This window comes from Clostridium tanneri, from assembly GCF_033659955.1.
Classification (GTDB): domain Bacteria; phylum Bacillota; class Clostridia; order Clostridiales; family Clostridiaceae; genus Clostridium_AM; species Clostridium_AM tanneri.
In genome coordinates this window covers 1-20,811 of record NZ_JARUJP010000018.1, presented here as the reverse complement: position 1 = coordinate 20,811, position 20,811 = coordinate 1, and the positions used below count along the sequence as shown (strand labels likewise).

Sequence of the window (20,811 nt, the reverse complement as noted above, 5' to 3'; positions counted from 1 at the left end):
GTAACACATAGATATACTTTGTGTTGCATTTTATTTTTATGAAAAATAAAAGCTCCTTTTAAAGTTTACAATTTATTAATACTCCTTAAGGTGATATTTAATACCATTTAATTTGGTTTTATGATATAATAATTACATAAACATATTTAAGGAAAAGAGGTTTAAATTATGGATTTTGTAAATAAGAATTTTTCAGGAGCATTTAAGATAGTTTTTGGAATATTAGCTATATTTGTCCTTATAAGAATTATTCCACTGCTTGTTGTGGCTGGTATAGCAATATGGGGAGGAGCTAAAGGTATTAAGTACTTTAAAAGTTGGAAAAATAGAAAAATAAATAAAAAAGAAAAGACAGTAGATTATGTGAATGTGGAGAAAGAATTCTTTGACTTAAGTGATAAGAAAATAGTAGATGTAGATTATGAAGAGCTAAAATAGAGTTAAACTTAATTGAAAAACATATCCTTATCTGACTTGCCTTATTAGTTGTAATAAGGCAAGTTTAATTTTTAAGACCCTATTAAAGAGTTACAGCTACATCCTTAAGTAGCTTTCTAATTTCCAAGTGCTGAGGACAGACATCTTCACATTTTCCACAGGAAATGCAGCAAGAAGCTTTGGCTTGCTCAGGCATCACTCCATATATTTTTTTACAGCCTTCTAAATCGTCATACATAAAGGCTTGGTTGTATAAAGCGAAATTTCTAGGGATATTTACTCCAGCAGGGCAAGGCATACAGTATTCACAACCTGTACAGCCTACCTTCATAAGCTCCTTAAATTTCTTCTTCACTTTGTCCATAATTTCAACTTCTTTTTCAGTAAAGGAATTTGGAAGTGACTTTTCAGCTATTTTTATATTCTCATCTATTTGCTCAATAGAGTTCATACCGCTTAACACTACAGAAACTTCTGGGTGATTCCAAATCCAACTCAAAGCCCAGTCTACAGCACTTTTATTTATAGGTGAATCCTTTAAAAATTCTTCAACTTCCTGTGGCGGTTTTTTAGCTAAGGTTCCTCCTCTTAGAGGCTCCATTATAACTACAGCAAGACCTTTAGAAGCAGCACATAGAAGTCCTTCTTTTCCAGCTTGATAGGCTTCATCTAAAAAATTATATTGTATTTGACAGAAGTCCCAAGAGTATAAGTCTAGGATATGCTTAAACACATCTAACTTATCGTGAAAAGAAAAACCTACATGTTTTATTCTGCCATCCTTTAGGGCCTTGTCTAAAAAATTAAAAACTCCTAATTTCTTCATTTTATCAATACGTGATTTATCCAAAGCATGAAGCAGATAAAAATCTATGAAATCTGTCTGAAGTTTTGAAAGTTGTTCATCTAGATACTTGTCAAAATCCTCATATTTCTCCACTAACCAAACAGGCATTTTAGTAGCAAGCTGGACTTTTTCTCTATAGCCATCTTTTAGAGCTTTGCCTACTATAAGCTCGCTATTTCCACCATGATAAGGATAGGCGGTGTCTATATATGTTAGTCCTTTATCAATAGCATGTCTTATAAGTTTGATAGCTTCAGGTTCATTAATATTTGAATTATCTTCTTCTAACACAGGCAGTCTCATACACCCAAAACCTAGTGCTGATGGCTTAATATTGCAACTACCAAATTTCCTATATTGCATAAAGAAACCTCCCTTGTATATTTTTCTATTACATTATATACTAAAAATTATTAATAATAAATCCGTTATGCCTTAAACATTCTAGTAATTGCTATTCTTGTGGTATATAATGGTATATAGGATAAATGTGATTTTGAGAAATGGGGGATAAAAATGATCAAAACAGCAATTTTAACTATAAGTGACAAAGGATCCAAAGGTGAAAGAGAAGATGGTACAGGACCAGCATTAAAAAATGAACTGGATAAAGATGTATATTGTGTAGAGTATTATAAAATTATACCAGATGATTTAGATAAAATAGTGGAGGAGCTAATTTACCTTTGTGATGAATTAAAAGTAAACTTGATTTTAACCAATGGCGGTACAGGTTTTTCTATGAGAGATGTAACACCAGAGGCTACTATGAAGGTAATAAAAAAATATGTTCCAGGAATTGGAGAGGCAATGAGAAATGAGTCCTTAAAGGTAACTCCTAAAGCTATGCTTTCAAGGGCTGTTTCTGGAATTAGAAATGAAACTCTAATTGTTAACCTTCCGGGAAGCCCAAAAGGAGCAGTGGAAAATCTAAGAGTAATTCTACCAGCACTACCTCATGGTATAGATATATTGACTGGAAAAGCATCAGAGTGTGCTAGATAGTTAATAAAATCTAGATGAGAGAAGAATAAATGATTAATGACGCAATAGGTTTCCTTTCACAACATAAAGACATATTAAAGGTAGTTTGGATGTCTTTATTAGTATCTGTATCATCAACCTTTATAGCAGCTATCGTTGCATTAATATGTGCGGTTCCAACAGCATTAAAGAATTTTAGAGGCAAAAAGGTGATTCTTAGAATAACCAATACATTGATGAGCCTGCCGCCAGTACTTATGGGATTGATAGTTTACTTAATGTTATCAAAAGAAGGTCCTCTAGGTAATCTAGAGCTTCTATTTACACCTTTGGCAATGATAATATCACAGACCCTTTTAGTGCTGCCTATAATATTTGGAATTGCTGTAACATCATTATCGAAAAATGTTGGGGAAATTCAGGCTACCTGCATTTCTTTAGGTGCAGGCAAAAGGGATACCTATATAACTATAATAAAGGAAACTAAGACTCAAATGCTTTCCTCCATTACTGCAGGATTTGGACGAGCTATATCAGAGGTAGGTGCAGTAATGATGGTTGGGGGCAATATTCAGGGTGAGACTAGGGTTATGACTACTTATATAGCACTGGAAACTGGAAAAGGTAATTTTCAAGAATCTATAACTATAGGAATTATACTACTAGCTGTTTCATTTATTGTAAATTATTTTTTGCATAGATTTCAGGAAGCGAGATAGTAAAAAATTCTTTATTTTAGCTTTGGAGGGTAAAATGCAGGTTCATATAAAGGGAGCGTTTAAAGAATATGATGGAAGAAAAGTTTTAGGTATAGATGAATTAAGCTTTTTAGGCGGAAAAGTGTATGTAGTACTAGGTCTTAATGGCAGTGGAAAAAGTACGCTATTAAACTGTATTGCTGGTATTAATACCTTAGACAGAGGAAGTATTCTTTATAATGGGGAGTCAAGAATAAATAGTATAAGGAAAAATATTTCAATAGTGACTCAAAGTCCTTATTTGTTTAACAGCACTGTGCTTGAAAATATAATAAGCGGCTTAAAGTATAGAAAGATAAATAAAGAGGATATTCACTTTAGAGTGAAGAAATATATGAATTATTTTCACATTGATAAACTATTTTCCAAAAATGTAAGAAACATATCTGGAGGAGAAGCTGCAAAAACTGCTATAATAAGAGCAGCTGTTTTAGAAACAGAACTTTCGATTTTAGATGAGCCTACTGCTGCAATGGATGTGGAAAGTACTTTAGAGGCTGAAAAGCTAATCAAAGATATGACGTCGAATAATAGAACTGTAATCATGGTCACTCACGATATGTATCAAGCTGAAAGAATTGCAGATTATGTAATATTTATGGATAAAGGAAAAGTAATTGAAAGCGGCAGTAAAACCAAAGTCTTTAAGAATCCAGAACATCCACTGGTAAAAACGGTGTTGAATAGGGGGAATTAGTATTGGAATTTACTCATATAAATGAACAAGGAAGAGCCAAGATGGTAGATGTTAGTAAAAAAGAGGACACGGAAAGAGAAGCAGTAGCCATAGGATCTATACACATGAAAAGAGAAACAATTGAGAGAATTATGGAAGGAACCATTAAAAAAGGAGATGTTCTTTCTGTGGCTCAGGTGGGAGGTATAATGGGTGCTAAGAGTACACCAAATATTATTCCTATGTGCCACCCAATAAATATTTCAGGCTGTGATATTGCCTTTAAAATAGATTTAGAAGGCTTGAAGATAGATATAGAAGCAAAAACCAAAACTGTAGGGAAAACAGGAATAGAAATGGAGGCGCTAACAGCAGTGTCCGTAGCAGCCCTTACTATCTACGATATGTGCAAGGCTGTAGATAGAGAAATGACTATATCAAATATCATGTTAGTAAAGAAAAGTGGGGGGAAATCTGGAGACTTTCAAAGGAATGTAGACAGATAATCTCCAAAATTAGATACTATCTATATAAAAGAAATGGAGGGTTAATATGGCTAGAGTTTTAGCAGTTAACATTAGTGAGAAAAAAGGAGTAATAAAACATCCAATTGAGAAGGGGTATTTTAGGGAAAATCATGGATTAGAAGGAGATGCCCACTCTGGCGAGTGGCATAGACAAGTTAGTCTTCTTGCTCAGGAGAGTATAGATAAGATGAAGGCTAAAGGTGTAGAAGGGCTTTGCAGTGGAAAATTTGCAGAAAACCTAACAACGGAGGGGATTATATTATATGAGCTTCCTGTTGGAACTAAGTTTAAAGTTGGGGAAGTACTAATGGAGGTAACACAAATAGGAAAAGAGTGTCATCAGGGCTGTGCAATCCGCAGTCAAGTAGGAGACTGTATTATGCCTAGAGAAGGTATATTTGCTAAGGTACTACAGGGTGGTTGGATCAAGCCAGAGGATGAAATTGTCATAGAATAACTTTTATATAAGCATTTATTTATAAACAATTTTGATGTAGCCGTCTTTTTAGTGTTTAAGTATTAAATCTAAAAAGGTAAAGTACATTTCAGATTCTTTATAGATAAATGCTTTTTAATTTAAAATTTGGTTTAATTAAAATAAAGGAAAGTATGTATTTTACGATAATATACTTATAGTATAAATAATTGAAGTGTTTTGGCTGGCGATTTTTTGCAATAAGGATTACTTCAAGAATAATTTTAAATGCATAAATAGTAACATAGTTATCAATAAAGGAGGGAAGTGACATTATGCGTTATGTTCCTACTTTTTGCTTGCACGAGGGAATGAAGCTTGGAAGGAATATCTACTCCAGTGATGGAATTGTGCTGCTTGCAAAGGATGTAATATTAAATAACGAATATATACAGGGACTTGTGAAGGTAGGTGTTAATGGGGTATATATTGAGGATACAGTATCCCATGATATAATAGTTAAAAATGTAATATCAGATGAACTAAGAATTCATGCAGTAAAATCAATGAAAAATCTATATAATCAGCCAGGAGATATTGCTAAAACTTTAAACACTGTCGAATACTTGGCTAAAAGTATAATTTTAGAAATAGTAAATAACAAGAGTATAATGATAAATATGGTAGACATTAAAACCTTTGATGATTATATATACAGTCATTCTGTAAACGTGGCAGTGTTGTCTTCTGTTATCGGTATTGCTATGCATCTTGATAATAGAAAGATTGAAAAATTAGTAGCATCTGCACTTCTTCACGATATTGGAAAGGTATTTATACCTATAAGTTTACTGAATAAAGAAGAACAACTTACCAAAGAAGAGGAAACTTTAATACACAGTCACGCAGAAAAAGGATATAGATATATAAAACAGCATTATAATATACCAGTAACTACCTACGTGGGAATCCTTCAACACCATGAGCGTTTTGATGGTAAAGGATACCCTGATGGGAAAAAGGGAGAAGATATATCCCAGTTTGGAAGAATAATATGTCTTTGCGATGCTTACGATAATCTTATTAGTGAAAAGGCCGATAAAAAAGCTTATATTCCCTCTGATGCTATTGAATATATAATGGCAAATAACGGACTAATTTTTGATCCGAAACTAGTTAAAGTATTCCTTAGAAGGGTTGCACCCTATCCTTTAGGTTCAATATTAAGGCTTAGCAATGGAGAAAAGGTTATAGTAATTGAAAATAATGAGCATTGTTCTACACGTCCAAAGGTGAGAAATTTGGAAAATAACAAGATCTACGATTTGACTTACGATACCAATTTAAAAAATATTACTATTATTGCTGTAGAAAATAGCTAAAAGATTTTTTCTTTTTTAATAAATAAAAGAGCATCCCGCTGTTAGAATGCTGCGGGATGCTCTTTTTATACAAATAATTATCGTTCAGTGTTAAAGTTATTTTTAAAAAGTATTTAGTATTGCTTTATGTTTTACCCTTAGATTTTTACCTCTAATAGATCCAGGATAAACATAACTAAAGGAATACCTATTAAAAGTCCCCAAACTCCCATAAAATGTTCTGATGCTATAAGTATTACAAAGGTAAAGAATATAGGAAGCTCAACCTTTGCAGACATAAGCTTTGGATTCAATACGTAACTTTCAAAGGCATGAATCACCGCAACTAACACTAAAACATAAAAAACTTTAGTAAGACCGCCAATTTTGAATGCAATTAGTGTAAGGGGGATAAGTGAAACTATCACTCCTGCTACCGGAATCAGGCTCAGTATGAATATCATAAATCCTAAAGTAATTAACTGAGGGAATTTAAGAATATAAAGCATTACTACGGATATAATGGTATTTACAAAAGCTATAACAATTTGAGCCTGAATTACCTTTCCAAAAGAATTTAAAAAATTATGACCAAAGTATGCGAAGTATTTGTATACTCCGGATATTTTACTAGTTTTAAACTTTTCCAAAAAGTTTAGTATCTTTTTCTTCTCCAACATAAAAAATAAGCTTAGCATAATAGCAATAAAAAGATTTATGCTCCATTTTCCTATATCTGTGGCTAATTGAACAGTAAAATTAAAACCTGACTTTAAGTAACTCTGTAAATCAATTTGTTGGAACATAGCCATTAGGTATCTTTGTATTACATCAGTGTCTGGATCTGCGGAGAAATCAAAGTCTGCAGCTTGGTTTATTATAAATCTACTTTGAGTTACAAGCACCGGTATATACTTAACTATTAATAAAACTATAGAGGCAAATAAAAGTGCATATAGAACCACTGTGATAAGCTTTTCTTTTACTACTGTTATCTTTTTTAACTGTCTTACAACTAAGCCATGAAGACTGTTCATAAGAAAAGTAAGTAAGAATGTCAATAAAAATAGATCAATTAATGATTTAGCAGCATAAAAGCACAAAATAATGACGATAAAAAACAAAACTCTTTTAGTGGATTCCCTGGAAAAAAAATCTTTTAAAAAACTCATAAAACTTCTCCTTAAGTTTGCTAGAAAATTTTGCTGTAATTACGCAACGTACAATTTATTATAAAAACTATGAACACAACTTTTCAAGTACTATTTGACAAAAAAACGTATATTAACTAAAAGTTCAAAATTTCTGCGGAGTATTTTAGACATTTCCTGTTTATAAGCTATGGATAAAATAGAATCCTTGAATTTTCAGTGTATTAAAATGTAAATGTTATTTTATGTTAGTATATAGATTATAATTATACCCAATGTAATATAATTTAATGCTAGTTTTTACCATATGTGAATTTAATAGCTAAATTTTGCTAAATAAATATAGGGTTTCATTAGAAACCCTATATTTCATGCATTACTACTATTCCAATAAGTCCAGGACCGGTATGAACACCAGCTACAGGACTTATGTCTCCGAAGCCTAAGTAGGTTACATTTGGATTCTTAGAAAAGAATTCATAAATTTTGGTTCCTTCCTCTTCTGCTGCTCCGTGCATAACCCATACTCTGCTTTTAGTTTTTAACAAAATTTCTTCTGCTATCTCTGATAACTTATTTAGTGCTTTTTTCTTTCCTCTAACCTTTGTATAAGTATAGTATACGCCGTCGGAATCTATGGATATTATAGGTTTGATATTTAATAACTCACCTACTGTACCAGAAACTTTCCCTATCCTACCACCTTTAATAAGATATTTTAGCGTATCTACTACATAGAAAACTGAGATGCTATCTCTAATTTTTGGAAGCAACTCTACAATTTCCTCATAGCTTTTTCCTTGATGCAATAACTCAGCACATTTTATTATAATAGCTCCAGTACCAAGGGTAAGAGCCTTTGAGTCGAATACGGTAGTAGTTAACTTTGGATGATTTTCACTTACAAGTTTTATTGTATTATAAGTACCAGACAAGCCGGAAGAGATAGGCACACAAATAACATGAGTGTATTCTTCCTTTTCTAACTCTTGAAAAAGATTTTCAATGTCCTCCATAGAAGGCAGAGAAGTATGAGGAATTTCCTTATCTAAACTATTGTAAACCTCTTTTGGAGTTATAGTTACTCTGTCTATATACTCTCTATCTTTGTATACGATTCTCAGAGGAAGTACCTTTATGTCATACTTATCTATTATACTTTTTTCTAAATCAGATGTACTATCTGTAACTAACGCAACTTTAACCATTATATACCTCCTTACTTACAAATATATTATATCTCATGTAATAGGTTATTATCAATACTGATATATGTCAATATTGATATGCACAAAGAATACTAAGCCTAGATAACTAAAATAAGTACTATTTGTAAAATCCAAAATATGTTTATTTTAACTAAATAAAATGATATCATAAAAACTATAGATATAAGTAATTTTGTTTCAGTAAGAAGGGGTGTGGAGTATGGATTTTACTATTATTAAAAGGGAATTACAGGTGTTTACAGACAAGTTATATGAAAATCTAAATGCAGACTTGAAGCAGTGCACTACAATTAAAGAAATAAATGAGATCTTAGAAGAAGAGTATGACAATATAACAGATTATAAAAAGGCATTAGGATTTAAACTTATAGAGAATATAAAAGGAGAGTTAACAGATAAAATTAATTCAGAGGATTCAATTAAAAATGCTGTAGAAATTGAAAATAGAATGGAGAATCTTTATATTCCTCCTATAAAAGTAGAGGAAAATAAAATGTATATAACAGAAGAGAATATACCTATAGACAGTAAAGAGGAGAATAGGAATAGTAAGTCAAAGACAGTTATGGTTATACTGGGAGTTATAATTGGAGCTGCTGGTGGGGCCATTGTGAAAAAGAATATACTTGATGCTATAGTTATAGGAATAATAGGGGCAGCAGCAGGGGTGGCAGTTTATGAAGTAACTGTAGGAAAAGATAATAATAACTTGGAAAAGGTTATAAAAAAGGATAGACAAGTTAATAAAAGAATAAATAGAGATTATTTTGACAAGATAGTTCATGGAAGAAAGGCCCAAGTTGAAAGCATTTTTTTAGAATACATAGACAAGATTGATGATTTATTTCAGCAAGTAGTGTTATAGATATATTTTATTAAAGTTTATTTTCCTTATTAATAGACAGTTGTCAGTAAAAAATAAAACAAGGTAACTTCACTGGCAACTATCTATGATAAGATATCATTTTATAATATTAATTAGCACTTGATAAATAATCGGTATAAAAACTGCTGGCAGCAGATTAGCTGCTTTTATTTTTGTCATATTAAGAATATTAAAGCCTATACCTATAATTAAAATACTTCCAATTGCGGTCATTTCATTTACAACAGACTGTATTAAGACACCCTTTAATAGAGAAGCAGCAATAGTAATAGCACCTTGATATATTAAAACAGAAATTGATGAAAATATTACTCCAATTCCTAGGGAAGAAGCAAAAATAATAGAAGATACACCATCGAGCATTGATTTAGCATAGAGTATCTTGTGATTTCCCTCTAATCCACTTTCAAGAGCACCGACTATAGCCATGGAACCTACACAAAAAAGTAAACTGGCAGTTACAAAACCTTCAGAAACCTTCACTCCTTTTCCTTTGAATTTGTTCTCAATTTTATCTCCAAGCTTCTGAATCATATTATCTAAGTCAACTAGTTCTCCAATAAATCCACCTACAACTATAGAGATTATTATTAAAAGGATGTTATTTCCTTTAATGGCACCGGTTACACCGATAAATATTACACATAAACCTAACCCCTGCATTATAGTGTTGCTAATTTTTTCTGGTATACCATTTTTGAATAGTATGCCTATTATACTTCCAATTATTATAGCAGAAAAGTTTGCTATAGTTCCTAACATATTAGTTCCCCCTCCTATAATCAACTATAAAAAAATTAATTAGTTATATTTTATCAAATAAATACAATCTTTCATAATATAATTTAACTTATTATGCATATTTTTCACTGCATAATAATAAACATAGAGGGAAGGGTTAATAACTTTTAGTTGACAATAGAACCTATGTTCGGTATAATCAAAATATAGATTTTACCCAAAGAAACTTATGGGGGTAGGTATAAGTGGATAATTATAATATTTTTGTAAGAATAAATTATAAAACAGCAGAAAGAGAAGAAGCTATATGTAGGACAAGAGTAAATAATGGCAATATTAAATCCAGCAGATACTTGATTGGTGGAGGAGTATACAATAGGAGAGGCGGAACAGTAATATTTACTGCTAAGAATTTAGAAGAGGTTCAAAGCATAACCAAAGAAAGACCTCTATTAAAGGATTTATCTATGAATTATAACGTGGCAGTTATTCCTAAGGAAATATAGTGTTGTAAATAGTTTTGAAAAAATAATCTAATAGATAGAATTATATTAACCATACATAATGTTCCAATATGGGAAGGAGCTAGCGAAGAAGCTAGTTCCTTTTTTCATAAAATTTTTTATTAATATATTGCATAATTATAATTTTAGTTGTATAATTATAAACAAGTAAATGATGAGGGGGAAAATAAAATGAAAAAAATATCAGCATTAATTTTAACAGCAGTAATGACTGTATCTGTTTTTGCAGGTTGCGGTAAAAGTACCGAGACAACTAGTTCTAAAAACGTAAATTCACTTCAGGCTATTAAAGACAGTGGTAAAATAACTATAGGACTTGACGACTCATATCCACCGATGGAGTATAGAGATGAAAAAAACAATTTAGTTGGTTTTGATATAGATTTTTCTAATGAGCTAGCTAAAAAATTGGGAGTTAAAGCAGAATTTGTAACTACAGATTTTAATGGAATAATTTTAGCTCTTAAATCAGGAAAGTTTAATGCAATAGTTTCTGCATTAAGTATTACCGATGCTAGAAAACAGGAGATAGAGTTCTCAGTTCCTTATATTGATGGCGGTCAGATAATTGTTACTAAAAAGGATACTAGCAGTATAAATACTAAGGAAGACTTAAAAGGAAAAATAATTGGATGTCAGCTAGGATCTACAGGGGAACAGGCAGCAGCTAAGCTTGAAGGAACTAAAGAGGTAAAAAGATATGATAAAATAACAGAAGCCTTCCATGACTTATCTATAGGAAGAGTTGAAGCAATAGTAGTTGACTCTCAAGTTGGAGGCTATTACATGAAAAAAGACGGTGGTGGGTATAAAATATTAAATGAAAGATTAACTAAAGAACCTCAAGGAATAGGTTTAAAGAAAGAAGATAAAGAATTAAAAGAAGCAATCGACAAGGCATTTAATGAATTAAAAGCAGATGGAACTCTTACTAAGCTTTCTATTAAGTGGTTTGGATACGATATATACAGCCAATAAATACACATATTAAGTATGATGAGACATAAAAATTTGGGTGCACTGAATACCGGTGTGACCGATAGAGGTATACTACTTGAAAGCCCTTATTTCAGGAAGAAAGTCTAATGCTGGCTCAACCTTGAAAATGAACTCAAACTCAATGCTTTCTTCCAAAGCTAAGTTTGAGTTAACATTTTCAAAATCACCAGCATAAGACCTTCTAACCCTCACTCGAAGCTTTCTACGCAGTATACCTCTACCTACATACCTGTTTTTAGTGCACCCAAAAGTTTTACTATATCCTTTTGAAAATTCTCCCCTGTATAAATGATTTTATTATAAATAAATGATATACTAAATAATAAATGAGTAAATTGATAAACAGTATAGAAAGGGGACGTTCCATGATACATCAGGTAAAGGATGAGCTTCAGGAAATCGCTGAAACGGTAAATGCTGTCATTGGTATTGACATTACTATTATGGACAAGGATTTATTAAGAATAGCTGGTACTGGCAGGTTTAAGGAGAAAGTTGGGGTTTATGGTCCTAAAAACTCAGTTTTTGAAAAGTGTGTATTAACAGGTCAACCCTATTTTATTGAAAATCCAAGGGCTTGCAAGGAGTGTATAATATGTGATGCTATAGATATATGTGATGAAAAGGCAGAGTTATGTTTTCCTATTATTATAGATAAAAAAGTGGAAGGCGTAATAGGAATGATAATTTTTGATGAAAGTCAAAGGGAAGCTTTTTTAGAGAAACAGGATAGTTATAAGGATTTCGACAAAAGAATGAGTGAATTAATTTCTTCACGAATTAGCGAAAAGAATATTAATACTAAATTGGAGTATAAGTCTAAGGAACTGCTAACAGTTATTGACTCTGTAAATGAAGGTATAATAATAATCGATAAAGACAATAACATACTAAGTTTAAATAAAGCTATTAAAGAAAAGTTTAAGCTTAAGAATTTTCATATAGTTGGAGAGAATATAAGTAATCTGCTTCCAGATAAATTAATAACTAAATTTATAAAGACAAACTACTCTATAGAAGAAGAACAGGTGACTATAAATATAGAAAACCAAAGACAGGATTTTCTTTTGTCCATAAAAGCAATAGCTCTTAATGATGAATTTTCTGGTGCGGTAATAACCTTTAAAGACTTTAATAAATTACAGAGATCAGTATTTAATATAAGTGAGAAACATTCTATTTTTACCTTTGATAATATAATAGGAGACAGCCTTATATTTTCACAGGTTAAAGAACAGGTAAAAGAAGTATCTAGACAAAATGTACCTGTTCTTCTTTTAGGTGAAAGCGGTACAGGGAAGGAACTTTTTGCAAGAGCTATACACTTTGAAAGTAATAGAAAAAATGAAATATTTATGGCTATAAACTGTGGAGCCATACCTGAAAGTTTGGTGGAAAGTGAACTCTTTGGTTATGAAAAAGGAGCTTTTACAGGAGCTAATAGCAATGGTAAAATGGGCAAGTTTGAGATAGCAAAAGATGGTACTGTGTTTCTAGACGAAATAGGTGACTTACCTTTACACATGCAGGTAAAATTACTTAGAGTCCTTGAGGAAAAGGAAATCATGAGGGTTGGTGGCTTAAATACTATTAAGGTTAATCCTAGAATTATTGCTGCCACTAATAAAAATCTTTATAAAATGGTAGAAAGAGGAGAATTTAGGGAGGATTTGTTTTACAGATTAAATGTGATACCAATTAATATTCCATCCTTAAAGGAAAGAGGCTCCGATATTTTGAAACTTTCCACTCATTTCTTGAATAGGTATAATAAGATATATATTAAGGATATAAAAGGCTTTACAGACAGTGCTAAAGAAGCGCTGCTTAAATATTCTTGGCCTGGTAACGTCCGTGAATTACAAAATCTTATAGAATATGCTATTAATTTTGAAAAGGGAGATCTAATTAGCTTAGACACTATAAGCAAGAGAATAAGTGGTGATAAGGGTATTGTTAGTGAAGTTAAAAGTTTAAAAGAAATGACAGCAGAGTATGAAAAAAGTATTATAAATAAACTACTAGAACATTATGGTTCTGATACTGAAGGAAAAAAATTAATAGCTAAAAAGCTAAAAATTAGTACAGCTACACTATATCGAAAACTAGAGGAAGCTGATTCTCAAAAATGATAATTAATTATTATTTTTGAGAAAAGAAAGGCTTTTAGTAACATTGATACTGTCTCATTTTAAATTTAATATATAAATTTATTATCATTTTTGAGAATTTTGTAAAGCACAGAATAAAAATAACTTTTTTATCTGTGCTTTTTGTGTTGTATATTTCTATTTTTTTCATATTTAGACCTTTATTTTATACAAGAGAGTAAATTAATGTACTTATAAATAAAGATTTGCTGCTAATTATTAGCTATTTTAAAAAAATAAATAAATAGCATAAGATATTTTAACTATTTAAAGGGAGTTGGCATGATAATTGCTAGTATTAATTGTAGATAAATATGGGAGGGATAGACCTATGAAAAATAATGAGCTATTAATTAGTATTCTTAAAGATCAGGTAGTTCCAGCACTTGGCTGCACTGAGCCAACTGCTGTTGCATATGCTACAGCTAAAGCTAAAGAATTATTAGGAGAAGATGTTGAAAAACTAAAAATCTATGTTGATCGTAACATTTTAAAAAATGGTAAGGAAGTAGGAATACCTGGAACAAAGGAGAAAGGAATCGTAGTTGCAGCAGCTTTAGCATTAGTTGTTGGAAAGTCAGAGTATAAGTTAGAGGTTTTGAGAGAAGTAACAAATGAAAGTCTAGCAGAAGCATTAAAACTTATAGATAGAAACCTAATTGACTTAGCCTTGAAAAAGGATGTAGATGGATTATATATTGAAGTAGAAGCTAAAGGTAAGAACAATAGCTCAAGAGTGGTAATTAAAAAATCTCACTTAAATATAGTTCTTCTAGAGAAAAATGGACAATGCATTTCTTCTCAAGAAGAAGAGGAAGAGAAAGCAAAGCCTTCATTAAGAGAAAGAATTAAAGAATTTACTATTGCTGACTTAAAGGATTTTGTTGATACTATTGATTATAGTGAAATTGAATTTATAAAAGAAGGCATAGTTATGAATAAGAGGATGGCGGAGGATGATATAAAATATAACTTAGGTATTGGACTTGGCAATATGCTTAAAGATGAAAAAGAAGATATAGAGCAATATGCAAAAGCGATAACCTCTGCTGCATCAGAAGCTAGAATGTCTGGACATCCATTACCGGTAATGAGTAGTGCAGGCAGTGGAAATCATGGCTTGGTTGCTGTACTACCAATTGCAATTATTGGTGAAGGATTAAAAGTTGACGAAGAGAAAATAGTTAGAAGTGTAACTTTAAGCCATTTAGTTACTATATATATAAAAAGCTATACGGGAGCATTATCTCCAGTATGCGGATGCGGAGTTGCAGCTGGGGTAGGTGCAAGTGCTGGTTTATCCTATCTTCTAGGAGGCGATCTTAAGCAAATTAAAGGAGCTATCAAAAATATGATTGCTGGAATTAGTGGAATGATATGTGATGGAGCAAAGATTGGATGCTCTTACAAGCTTGCTATATCTGTAAATGCAGCTTTAGATGCAGCTAAAATGGCAAATAAGAATATTTTTATTCCTAGTGGAGATGGTATTTTAGACCAGTCAGTGGAAAAAACCATACAAAACTTAGGAAGAGTGTCTAATGAGGGAATGTCAAATACAGATGACATAATTTTAGATGTAATGATGGAAGGTTGCAAGTAGTATTTATATTAAAAATTTAAATTTTTATACTAAAATAAGCACTATGAATTTAGATATATTCATAGTGCTTTTCCTATCTATATTATATCTTCCCAAGTTTTATTTCTAATAAAGTGGTTTTATGAACATTTGAGTCCAGTACAATCTTCCTTGAGCATCCTTAGCAACTCCAACTCCAATTTGGCTATAGGACGGACTTAAAATATTAGCCCTATGTCCAGGAGAATTCATCCAAGAGTTCATAACCTCCTCAGGAGTTCTTTGACCCATAGCTATGTTTTCACCAGCAGATGAGAATCTTATGCCAAAGGATTCCATCATTTTAAAAGGAGAACCATAAGTTGGGGAAGTATGGGAGAAGTAGCCTTTATTTATCATATCCTGGGATTTATATCTGGCAACTCTAGAAAGTTCCCAGTTAGCTTTAAGAGGTTGTAGGCCAGCTCTTGCTCTTTCCGCGTTAACTAACTGCATAACTTTACTTTCAGTAGTTTTAGCATCCACGTTTGGAATATTAATTTTTTGTCCTGGATAAATTACTGATGCATTGCTTATTTGAGGGTTTGCAGCAATAATTTCGCTAAGACCTACCTCGTATTTTACAGCTATTTTCCACATACTGTCGCCGGGAACCACCGTATGAACTGTAGCCTGTGCATGAACTTTACTGCTAACCAACATTAAGGATAAAAATGTACTTGCTAAAATAGTTTTTTTATTCAATGTAATCACCTCAGTTATTATTCTGTGAAAATAGGACTAGTTTTATGTTAAGTATATAGTGTAATAAATACAATAATCGTTAAAAAGTTGCATATTTTTTCAAAATTAATAGTGATTAACTTAAAAACTATATTATTATGTTAAGATTAAAACCACAGTTTTTACAGTTATTGTCTTCTAAATATACTTGCGAAGTAAAATTATCACGCTTAACTAATAGTTTACTACATTTTGGACAGTAAGTATTTCTATCCATTCCGGGAACATTTCCAATATAAACAAAGCTTAGGTATTCCTTAGCTATATCTCTGCAAAAAGTGATTTTTTCTATGGAAGTAGCAGGAGCGTCAAACTTGTAGGAAGGAAAATATCTTGATAAATGTAGTGGAATATTAGGATTTAAATTAGATATCCATTTACATAAATCTCTTACCTCCTCTTCAGAATCATTATAACCTTCTACCAACAGGGTAGTTAATTCTAAATGACATTTACTATGGATCCTTTCTATGTTATTTAGGACTGGTTTCATATCTCCTGCACAGATACTCCTATAAAATTTATTATTAAAGGCTTTTAAATCAATATTTGCTGCCTTTATATATGGTAACAAACTATCTAAGGGTTTTTCACTAATATATCCATTGCTTACTAATACCATATCTAAGTTTTCATTAGCTGACCTTTTGCAGATATCATAAATATATTCATACCAAATAGAAGGTTCGTTATAAGTAAAAGCTATTCCTATATTGTCCTTTTGTTTTAAAGCAAAAGTAATTAGCTCCTCAGGCTCTACGTATTGTGTGTCTGGTTTAACTTGAGATATAGAATGGTTTTGGCAAAAACCGCACCTGAAATTGCAACCGAAACTTCCTACCGATAGTATGAAGCTTCCAGGTTTAAAGTGGTAAAGAGGCTTTTTTTCTATAGGATCTAGTGAAATAGAGCTTATATTACCGTAGTTTAAACTGTATAAAGTGCCTTCTTCCACCTTTCTAGCTCCACAAAAACCTATACCACCTTCCTTAATATGACACCGCTGAGGACAAAGTTCGCATAAAATTTTCCCGTATTGGTCCTTTGTATAAAAAAGCGCTTCCTTCATTTTTATAAATCTCCTTATAGAATATAAAAGATTATATTAACTATGTCTTACAACTTCAAATCTTTCAATACTGTAGGGTTCATCTTCTCTAATTTCTGCCTTTCTCAGTGCGATTTCAATCTGCTCATCTACAGTATCAACTCCACTTAAGTCTGGTAAAAGCAGCCCACTTCTACTTCCGCTTCTTACAATTACACCATATTTCTTAGAGTCTAAGGTTTCTCTTGATGCCTTTTCAGCAGGCATTAGAACATCTACAGAATAAATAATATCCTCTAATTCTTCCTCTTCAACAGGATTAAATCTAGGGTCCCTTTGGCCAGCTTCTACTGCGTTATGGATTATCTCTTCAGCTATATTATCATAGGCAGGAAAAATAGTACCTATACAGCCTCTTAGCTCTCCATCTTTTTTTAGTGAAACAAAAACCCCTCTTTCCTCTTTTAACATTTCCTTTGTAACATAAGGTGGTATATTTATAAGATTATCGGTTTTTACGTAGTGCTCCAAGGTTTCTCGTGCAAGTCTCACGTATTCATCCTCGTTATCTCTTATTTTTTTCAAAGATTCCTTTCTAATCTCAGAAATTTTTTGCAGTAAGTCTTCTCTATCACCTTCTGATGTGTCAAATCTCATTACTCCATATCCAATTCCAAAAGGTGCCTCGTAGGACAAGAGTTCACCTCTAATTTTGTATCTGTCCATGGTACCTAACAAAATATGAAAGGATCTTAATCCACACTCTCCGGCACATTCAATCATATTTTTATCCATTTTAAATATGCTAAGCACATCGCCATTTTCCAGGTGCTTCATAACTTTTTCATCAAATTCTTTGCCATGAGGACTATAGCCATAAGGTGCAGCTTCTGTAACTTTATGAGATAAATCACCGGAGGCTATAATGACAGTTTTATTATTTGACAGATTCACTGCCTCCTTTATGGCTATCCCAAATCTATATAGTTCTACTTCTGATAAAAGTCCGTAGGTTATGTGGACTAATTTATAATTGGTATATTTTTTATTTATAAAATATAGGGGTACCATGGCACCGTGATCAAGTTCATAGTCTATATCAAAGTTATCTGCAGCTTCCTCAGTAATGGAGACTATAGGAACCCCCATACCGTAAGCATAGGTTACTATACTTTCAGAAAGAGGAGCATTTATATTTAAGTCTAATTGTACTTCTGGTGCATTGAAATTACCGAAGTTACCAGATATATAAGTTCCGTCTGTAATAGCTATGGCGTCTCTAAAAAGGGGGCCGTGTGGAGTAATAACAATTATTGTATCTGGTTCTAAGGATTGTATCTCATCGGCAACTTTTGAACAGGCATTTACAGTGGATAGAGCTTGGTTTTCCTCACCTTTTCCTACTTCAGATACTACTATAGGAGGATGAGGCATTATAAAGTGTCCAATTATTTTTCCCATAAAAAAACCTCCAAAAAATATAAATATAAATAAAGTTTTTCACTATATTTATATTTAATGCAAAAATAAATTGAAAACAAGTATTTATTAAGGAAATTTACAAAATAGTAGTCTGAATAAAGTTAAAATTGTGTCAAGTTGCACAATTAATTATACAAATAATAGATTATATGTAATATAATAATTATAAGGGCAGGATATTGTAGTTATTTATAATTAAATATAAAAGGGGGATTAAATTGTTATGGGAAAACAAAGTTTGAAAAGGGTTCTGATAACATTGCTGTGTGTAGCTGGAGTAGTACCGCTTTTGGCAACAGCAATTTTTACTTATGTATCTCAAACTAAAATATTTAAAGATGATTTTGGTATTTTAATTAGAGACAGCTTAAGTGAAATAACAGCATCAGCACAAAATACATACAAGAATAATGTACAAATTGTAGAAATGCTCTCTATTGATCCTAAGGCACAGTCAATACTGAAGAGCCCAGAGAATGCTGAAGGATTTTTAACTTCTGTGGATGGATTAGTTAAATCCCATAAGGGAATAACAGGTGCCTACATGGGAACAGTAGAAGGGAAGTTTTTAATAGCTCCAAAGCAGGAATTGCCAGAGGGATATGATCCAAGAAAGAGACCATGGTATAAGGATGCTGTAAATAAAATAGGGGAAGTTATAGTTACTGAACCTTATGAAGATTCACTGGAAAAGGGAAGAATGATGGTGACTTTTGCCAAAGCAGTTAAGGATCCAGAAACAGGAGGATTAGCAGGGGTAGTTGCTATAGATATAAAACTAGATGAAATATCTAATATAGTAGCTTCAAAGAAGATAGGTGAAAGTGGATATGCTATTCTTGTAGATAAGGAAGGTATAGTAATAGGTAGTAAGGATAAAAGTACAATATATAAAAGCCCAAAAGATTTAGCATGGCTAAAAAATATAGTGAGTAATAAAAAAAGTATATATGAGGATGAGATTAATGGGACAAAGCACTTCATATATACATCTAAGAACACTTCTACTGGTTGGATAGCCGCCGGCTTCATACCTGAAGATGAATTAATAAGTAAGGTAAATAAGGGAAGAAACATAATTTTAATAATTTGTATTATAGCTATTGCGGTTTCACTGATACTAGGAAACATGTTTTATAAAAAAATAGAAAAAGCTATAAGTAAAGTGGAAAAAATACTACATAAAATGAAAAATGGAGATTTCACTGAAAGTATTACAGAAGAAACTACTTTAGATGAAATAGAGAGAATTACAAGCAGTGTAAATGCTGTGCAAAAACAGATGACTGAAATCATTAGCAATGTTCATGGAGTTGCAGAAAATATAAAGAGTTCCTCTATTTTATTAAAGGATGTGTCCAATCAATCTAATATGGCAGGAGATGATATTGCTAAAGTAGTAGAAGAAATCGCAGCTGGCACAGGTAAACAAGCAGGAGCAATGAGCGAAGGAGAGGAAGTAGTTAATGACCTAGGGTGTGAGGTAAAAGGTTCCTTATCCTTAGCGGAAAACATGGTTGAAATATCCAAAGAACTTAAAGATTCTACTTCAAAGGGTATATATGTAGTTAAGGAGTTAAGTGAAAAGTTTTCTCTTACCTCTAAGTCTAGCATGGAAGTTTCGAATAAAGTTAAGGAGCTTGCAGAAAAGTCTGATAAAATAGGGCAAATAACAGAAACTATAACTGCAATAACAGAACAAACCAATCTTCTAGCCTTAAATGCTAGTATAGAGGCAGCAAGAGCAGGGGATTCTGGTAAAGGTTTTGCGGTAGTTGCTGATGAGGTTAGAAAACTTGCAGAACAGTCTGCAGTTTCTGCTTTTCAAATAAGCAATATGGTCAACGAAATAAAGGAGAGCATTAAAGAACTTATATCTAAGAATGAATATGCTATGGTATTGGAGGAAACTACAGGAAAAAGTGTAGTTACCACTAATAAAGCCTTTGAGAACATTGCAGCAGCTATTGATAAACTGGAACTAAGTGTTGAAAGCACTAGTACGTCTTTAAATAAAATAAATAAGGTTAAAGAAGTTGTTACACTAAAGATAGAGGAAGTATCCTCAGTATCTCAGGAAATTGCATCAGTTACAGAAGAGGTTAACGCATCTGTTCAAGAGCAGTCAGCAGGTCTTCAAGAGATAGTGTCTGCTGCAGAAAAGTTGGAGGATTTATCCGGTAAGCTATATACCTTAGTTAGTAAATTTAAGATTTAAGTATAATTAAAA

At 32.0% G+C, this 20,811-nt stretch carries 20 protein-coding genes; 13 read left to right on the top strand and 7 right to left on the bottom strand.

Features of this window, described 5'->3' with window-relative positions; all coding sequences use genetic code 11:
• Nucleotides 1-168: 168 nt before the first annotated feature.
• Complete coding sequence (locus tag P8V03_RS14175) at nucleotides 169-438, top strand: hypothetical protein (RefSeq protein ID WP_318798662.1); 270 nt, start codon at nucleotides 169-171, stop codon at nucleotides 436-438.
• Nucleotides 439-520: 82 nt separating this feature from the next.
• Here the strand turns inward: P8V03_RS14175 and P8V03_RS14170 are convergent, their stop codons facing one another.
• The gene (locus P8V03_RS14170; protein WP_318798661.1) at nucleotides 521-1,648 is read right to left on the bottom strand and encodes an aldo/keto reductase; all 1,128 of its coding nucleotides are present in this window, start codon (nucleotides 1,646-1,648) and stop codon (nucleotides 521-523) included.
• 153 nt (nucleotides 1,649-1,801) lie between these two features.
• Between P8V03_RS14170 and P8V03_RS14165 the strand changes: the two genes are divergently transcribed.
• The 6 genes from P8V03_RS14165 to P8V03_RS14140 all read left to right on the top strand — a co-directional run bounded on the left by P8V03_RS14165 (nucleotide 1,802) and on the right by P8V03_RS14140 (nucleotide 6,027).
• Entirely contained in the window at nucleotides 1,802-2,290 is a 489-nt protein-coding gene (locus tag P8V03_RS14165; RefSeq protein WP_318798660.1) for a MogA/MoaB family molybdenum cofactor biosynthesis protein, read from the top strand.
• A 29-nt stretch (nucleotides 2,291-2,319) separates the two neighbouring features.
• Nucleotides 2,320-2,988, top strand: coding sequence for an ABC transporter permease (locus tag P8V03_RS14160; RefSeq protein WP_318798659.1), 669 nt, complete (start codon nucleotides 2,320-2,322; stop codon nucleotides 2,986-2,988).
• 34 nt (nucleotides 2,989-3,022) lie between these two features.
• On the top strand, nucleotides 3,023-3,724 hold the full coding sequence (locus P8V03_RS14155; protein WP_261671825.1) for an energy-coupling factor ABC transporter ATP-binding protein: 702 nt from the start codon (nucleotides 3,023-3,025) through the stop codon (nucleotides 3,722-3,724).
• A gap of 2 nt (nucleotides 3,725-3,726) precedes the next feature.
• Entirely contained in the window at nucleotides 3,727-4,209 is a 483-nt protein-coding gene (gene moaC / locus P8V03_RS14150; protein WP_261671824.1) for a cyclic pyranopterin monophosphate synthase MoaC, read from the top strand.
• 46 nt (nucleotides 4,210-4,255) lie between these two features.
• The gene (locus P8V03_RS14145; RefSeq protein WP_261671823.1) at nucleotides 4,256-4,687 is read left to right on the top strand and encodes an MOSC domain-containing protein; all 432 of its coding nucleotides are present in this window, start codon (nucleotides 4,256-4,258) and stop codon (nucleotides 4,685-4,687) included.
• A 293-nt stretch (nucleotides 4,688-4,980) separates the two neighbouring features.
• On the top strand, nucleotides 4,981-6,027 hold the full coding sequence (locus P8V03_RS14140; RefSeq protein ID WP_318798658.1) for an HD-GYP domain-containing protein: 1,047 nt from the start codon (nucleotides 4,981-4,983) through the stop codon (nucleotides 6,025-6,027).
• A 137-nt stretch (nucleotides 6,028-6,164) separates the two neighbouring features.
• On the opposite strand, the gene P8V03_RS14135 is transcribed toward P8V03_RS14140, so the two are convergent.
• Both P8V03_RS14135 and P8V03_RS14130 read right to left on the bottom strand, forming a co-directional pair.
• Nucleotides 6,165-7,178 carry an AI-2E family transporter gene (locus tag P8V03_RS14135; protein WP_318798657.1) on the bottom strand — a complete coding sequence of 338 codons (1,014 nt, stop codon included), beginning with the start codon at nucleotides 7,176-7,178 and terminating at the stop codon, nucleotides 6,165-6,167.
• A gap of 341 nt (nucleotides 7,179-7,519) precedes the next feature.
• Nucleotides 7,520-8,365: a DegV family protein gene (locus P8V03_RS14130; RefSeq protein WP_261671820.1), complete on the bottom strand. Its 846-nt coding sequence runs from the start codon at nucleotides 8,363-8,365 to the stop codon at nucleotides 7,520-7,522.
• A 220-nt stretch (nucleotides 8,366-8,585) separates the two neighbouring features.
• Here P8V03_RS14130 and P8V03_RS14125 point away from each other — a divergent pair, with 220 nt between their 5' ends.
• Nucleotides 8,586-9,251, top strand: a complete 666-nt coding sequence (locus P8V03_RS14125) for a glycine zipper family protein (protein WP_318798655.1) — start codon at nucleotides 8,586-8,588, stop codon at nucleotides 9,249-9,251.
• 96 nt (nucleotides 9,252-9,347) lie between these two features.
• On the opposite strand, the gene P8V03_RS14120 is transcribed toward P8V03_RS14125, so the two are convergent.
• The gene (locus tag P8V03_RS14120; protein WP_318798654.1) at nucleotides 9,348-10,034 is read right to left on the bottom strand and encodes a DUF554 domain-containing protein; all 687 of its coding nucleotides are present in this window, start codon (nucleotides 10,032-10,034) and stop codon (nucleotides 9,348-9,350) included.
• Between the two features lie 224 nt (nucleotides 10,035-10,258).
• On the opposite strand from P8V03_RS14120, the gene P8V03_RS14115 reads away from it, so the two are divergent.
• The 4 genes from P8V03_RS14115 to P8V03_RS14100 all read left to right on the top strand — a co-directional run bounded on the left by P8V03_RS14115 (nucleotide 10,259) and on the right by P8V03_RS14100 (nucleotide 15,289).
• Nucleotides 10,259-10,519 (top strand): hypothetical protein, encoded by a 261-nt coding sequence (locus P8V03_RS14115; RefSeq protein ID WP_261671817.1) that lies wholly within the window; start codon nucleotides 10,259-10,261, stop codon nucleotides 10,517-10,519.
• Nucleotides 10,520-10,708: 189 nt separating this feature from the next.
• Nucleotides 10,709-11,515: an amino acid ABC transporter substrate-binding protein gene (locus P8V03_RS14110; protein ID WP_318798653.1), complete on the top strand. Its 807-nt coding sequence runs from the start codon at nucleotides 10,709-10,711 to the stop codon at nucleotides 11,513-11,515.
• Between the two features lie 386 nt (nucleotides 11,516-11,901).
• Complete coding sequence (locus P8V03_RS14105) at nucleotides 11,902-13,668, top strand: sigma-54-dependent Fis family transcriptional regulator (protein ID WP_318798652.1); 1,767 nt, start codon at nucleotides 11,902-11,904, stop codon at nucleotides 13,666-13,668.
• Nucleotides 13,669-14,017: 349 nt separating this feature from the next.
• The gene (locus tag P8V03_RS14100) at nucleotides 14,018-15,289 is read left to right on the top strand and encodes an L-cysteine desulfidase family protein (protein WP_318798651.1); all 1,272 of its coding nucleotides are present in this window, start codon (nucleotides 14,018-14,020) and stop codon (nucleotides 15,287-15,289) included.
• Between the two features lie 105 nt (nucleotides 15,290-15,394).
• On the opposite strand, the gene safA is transcribed toward P8V03_RS14100, so the two are convergent.
• The 3 genes from safA to amrA form a co-directional block, all read right to left on the bottom strand.
• The gene (safA, locus tag P8V03_RS14095) at nucleotides 15,395-16,012 is read right to left on the bottom strand and encodes a SafA/ExsA family spore coat assembly protein (protein WP_396125114.1); all 618 of its coding nucleotides are present in this window, start codon (nucleotides 16,010-16,012) and stop codon (nucleotides 15,395-15,397) included.
• A gap of 127 nt (nucleotides 16,013-16,139) precedes the next feature.
• Nucleotides 16,140-17,120: an AmmeMemoRadiSam system radical SAM enzyme gene (gene amrS, locus P8V03_RS14090; protein WP_318798649.1), complete on the bottom strand. Its 981-nt coding sequence runs from the start codon at nucleotides 17,118-17,120 to the stop codon at nucleotides 16,140-16,142.
• Between the two features lie 36 nt (nucleotides 17,121-17,156).
• Entirely contained in the window at nucleotides 17,157-18,560 is a 1,404-nt protein-coding gene (gene amrA, locus P8V03_RS14085; protein WP_318798648.1) for an AmmeMemoRadiSam system protein A, read from the bottom strand.
• A 244-nt stretch (nucleotides 18,561-18,804) separates the two neighbouring features.
• Between amrA and P8V03_RS14080 the strand changes: the two genes are divergently transcribed.
• Nucleotides 18,805-20,799: a methyl-accepting chemotaxis protein gene (locus tag P8V03_RS14080; protein WP_318798646.1), complete on the top strand. Its 1,995-nt coding sequence runs from the start codon at nucleotides 18,805-18,807 to the stop codon at nucleotides 20,797-20,799.
• Nucleotides 20,800-20,811: the final 12 nt, after the last annotated feature.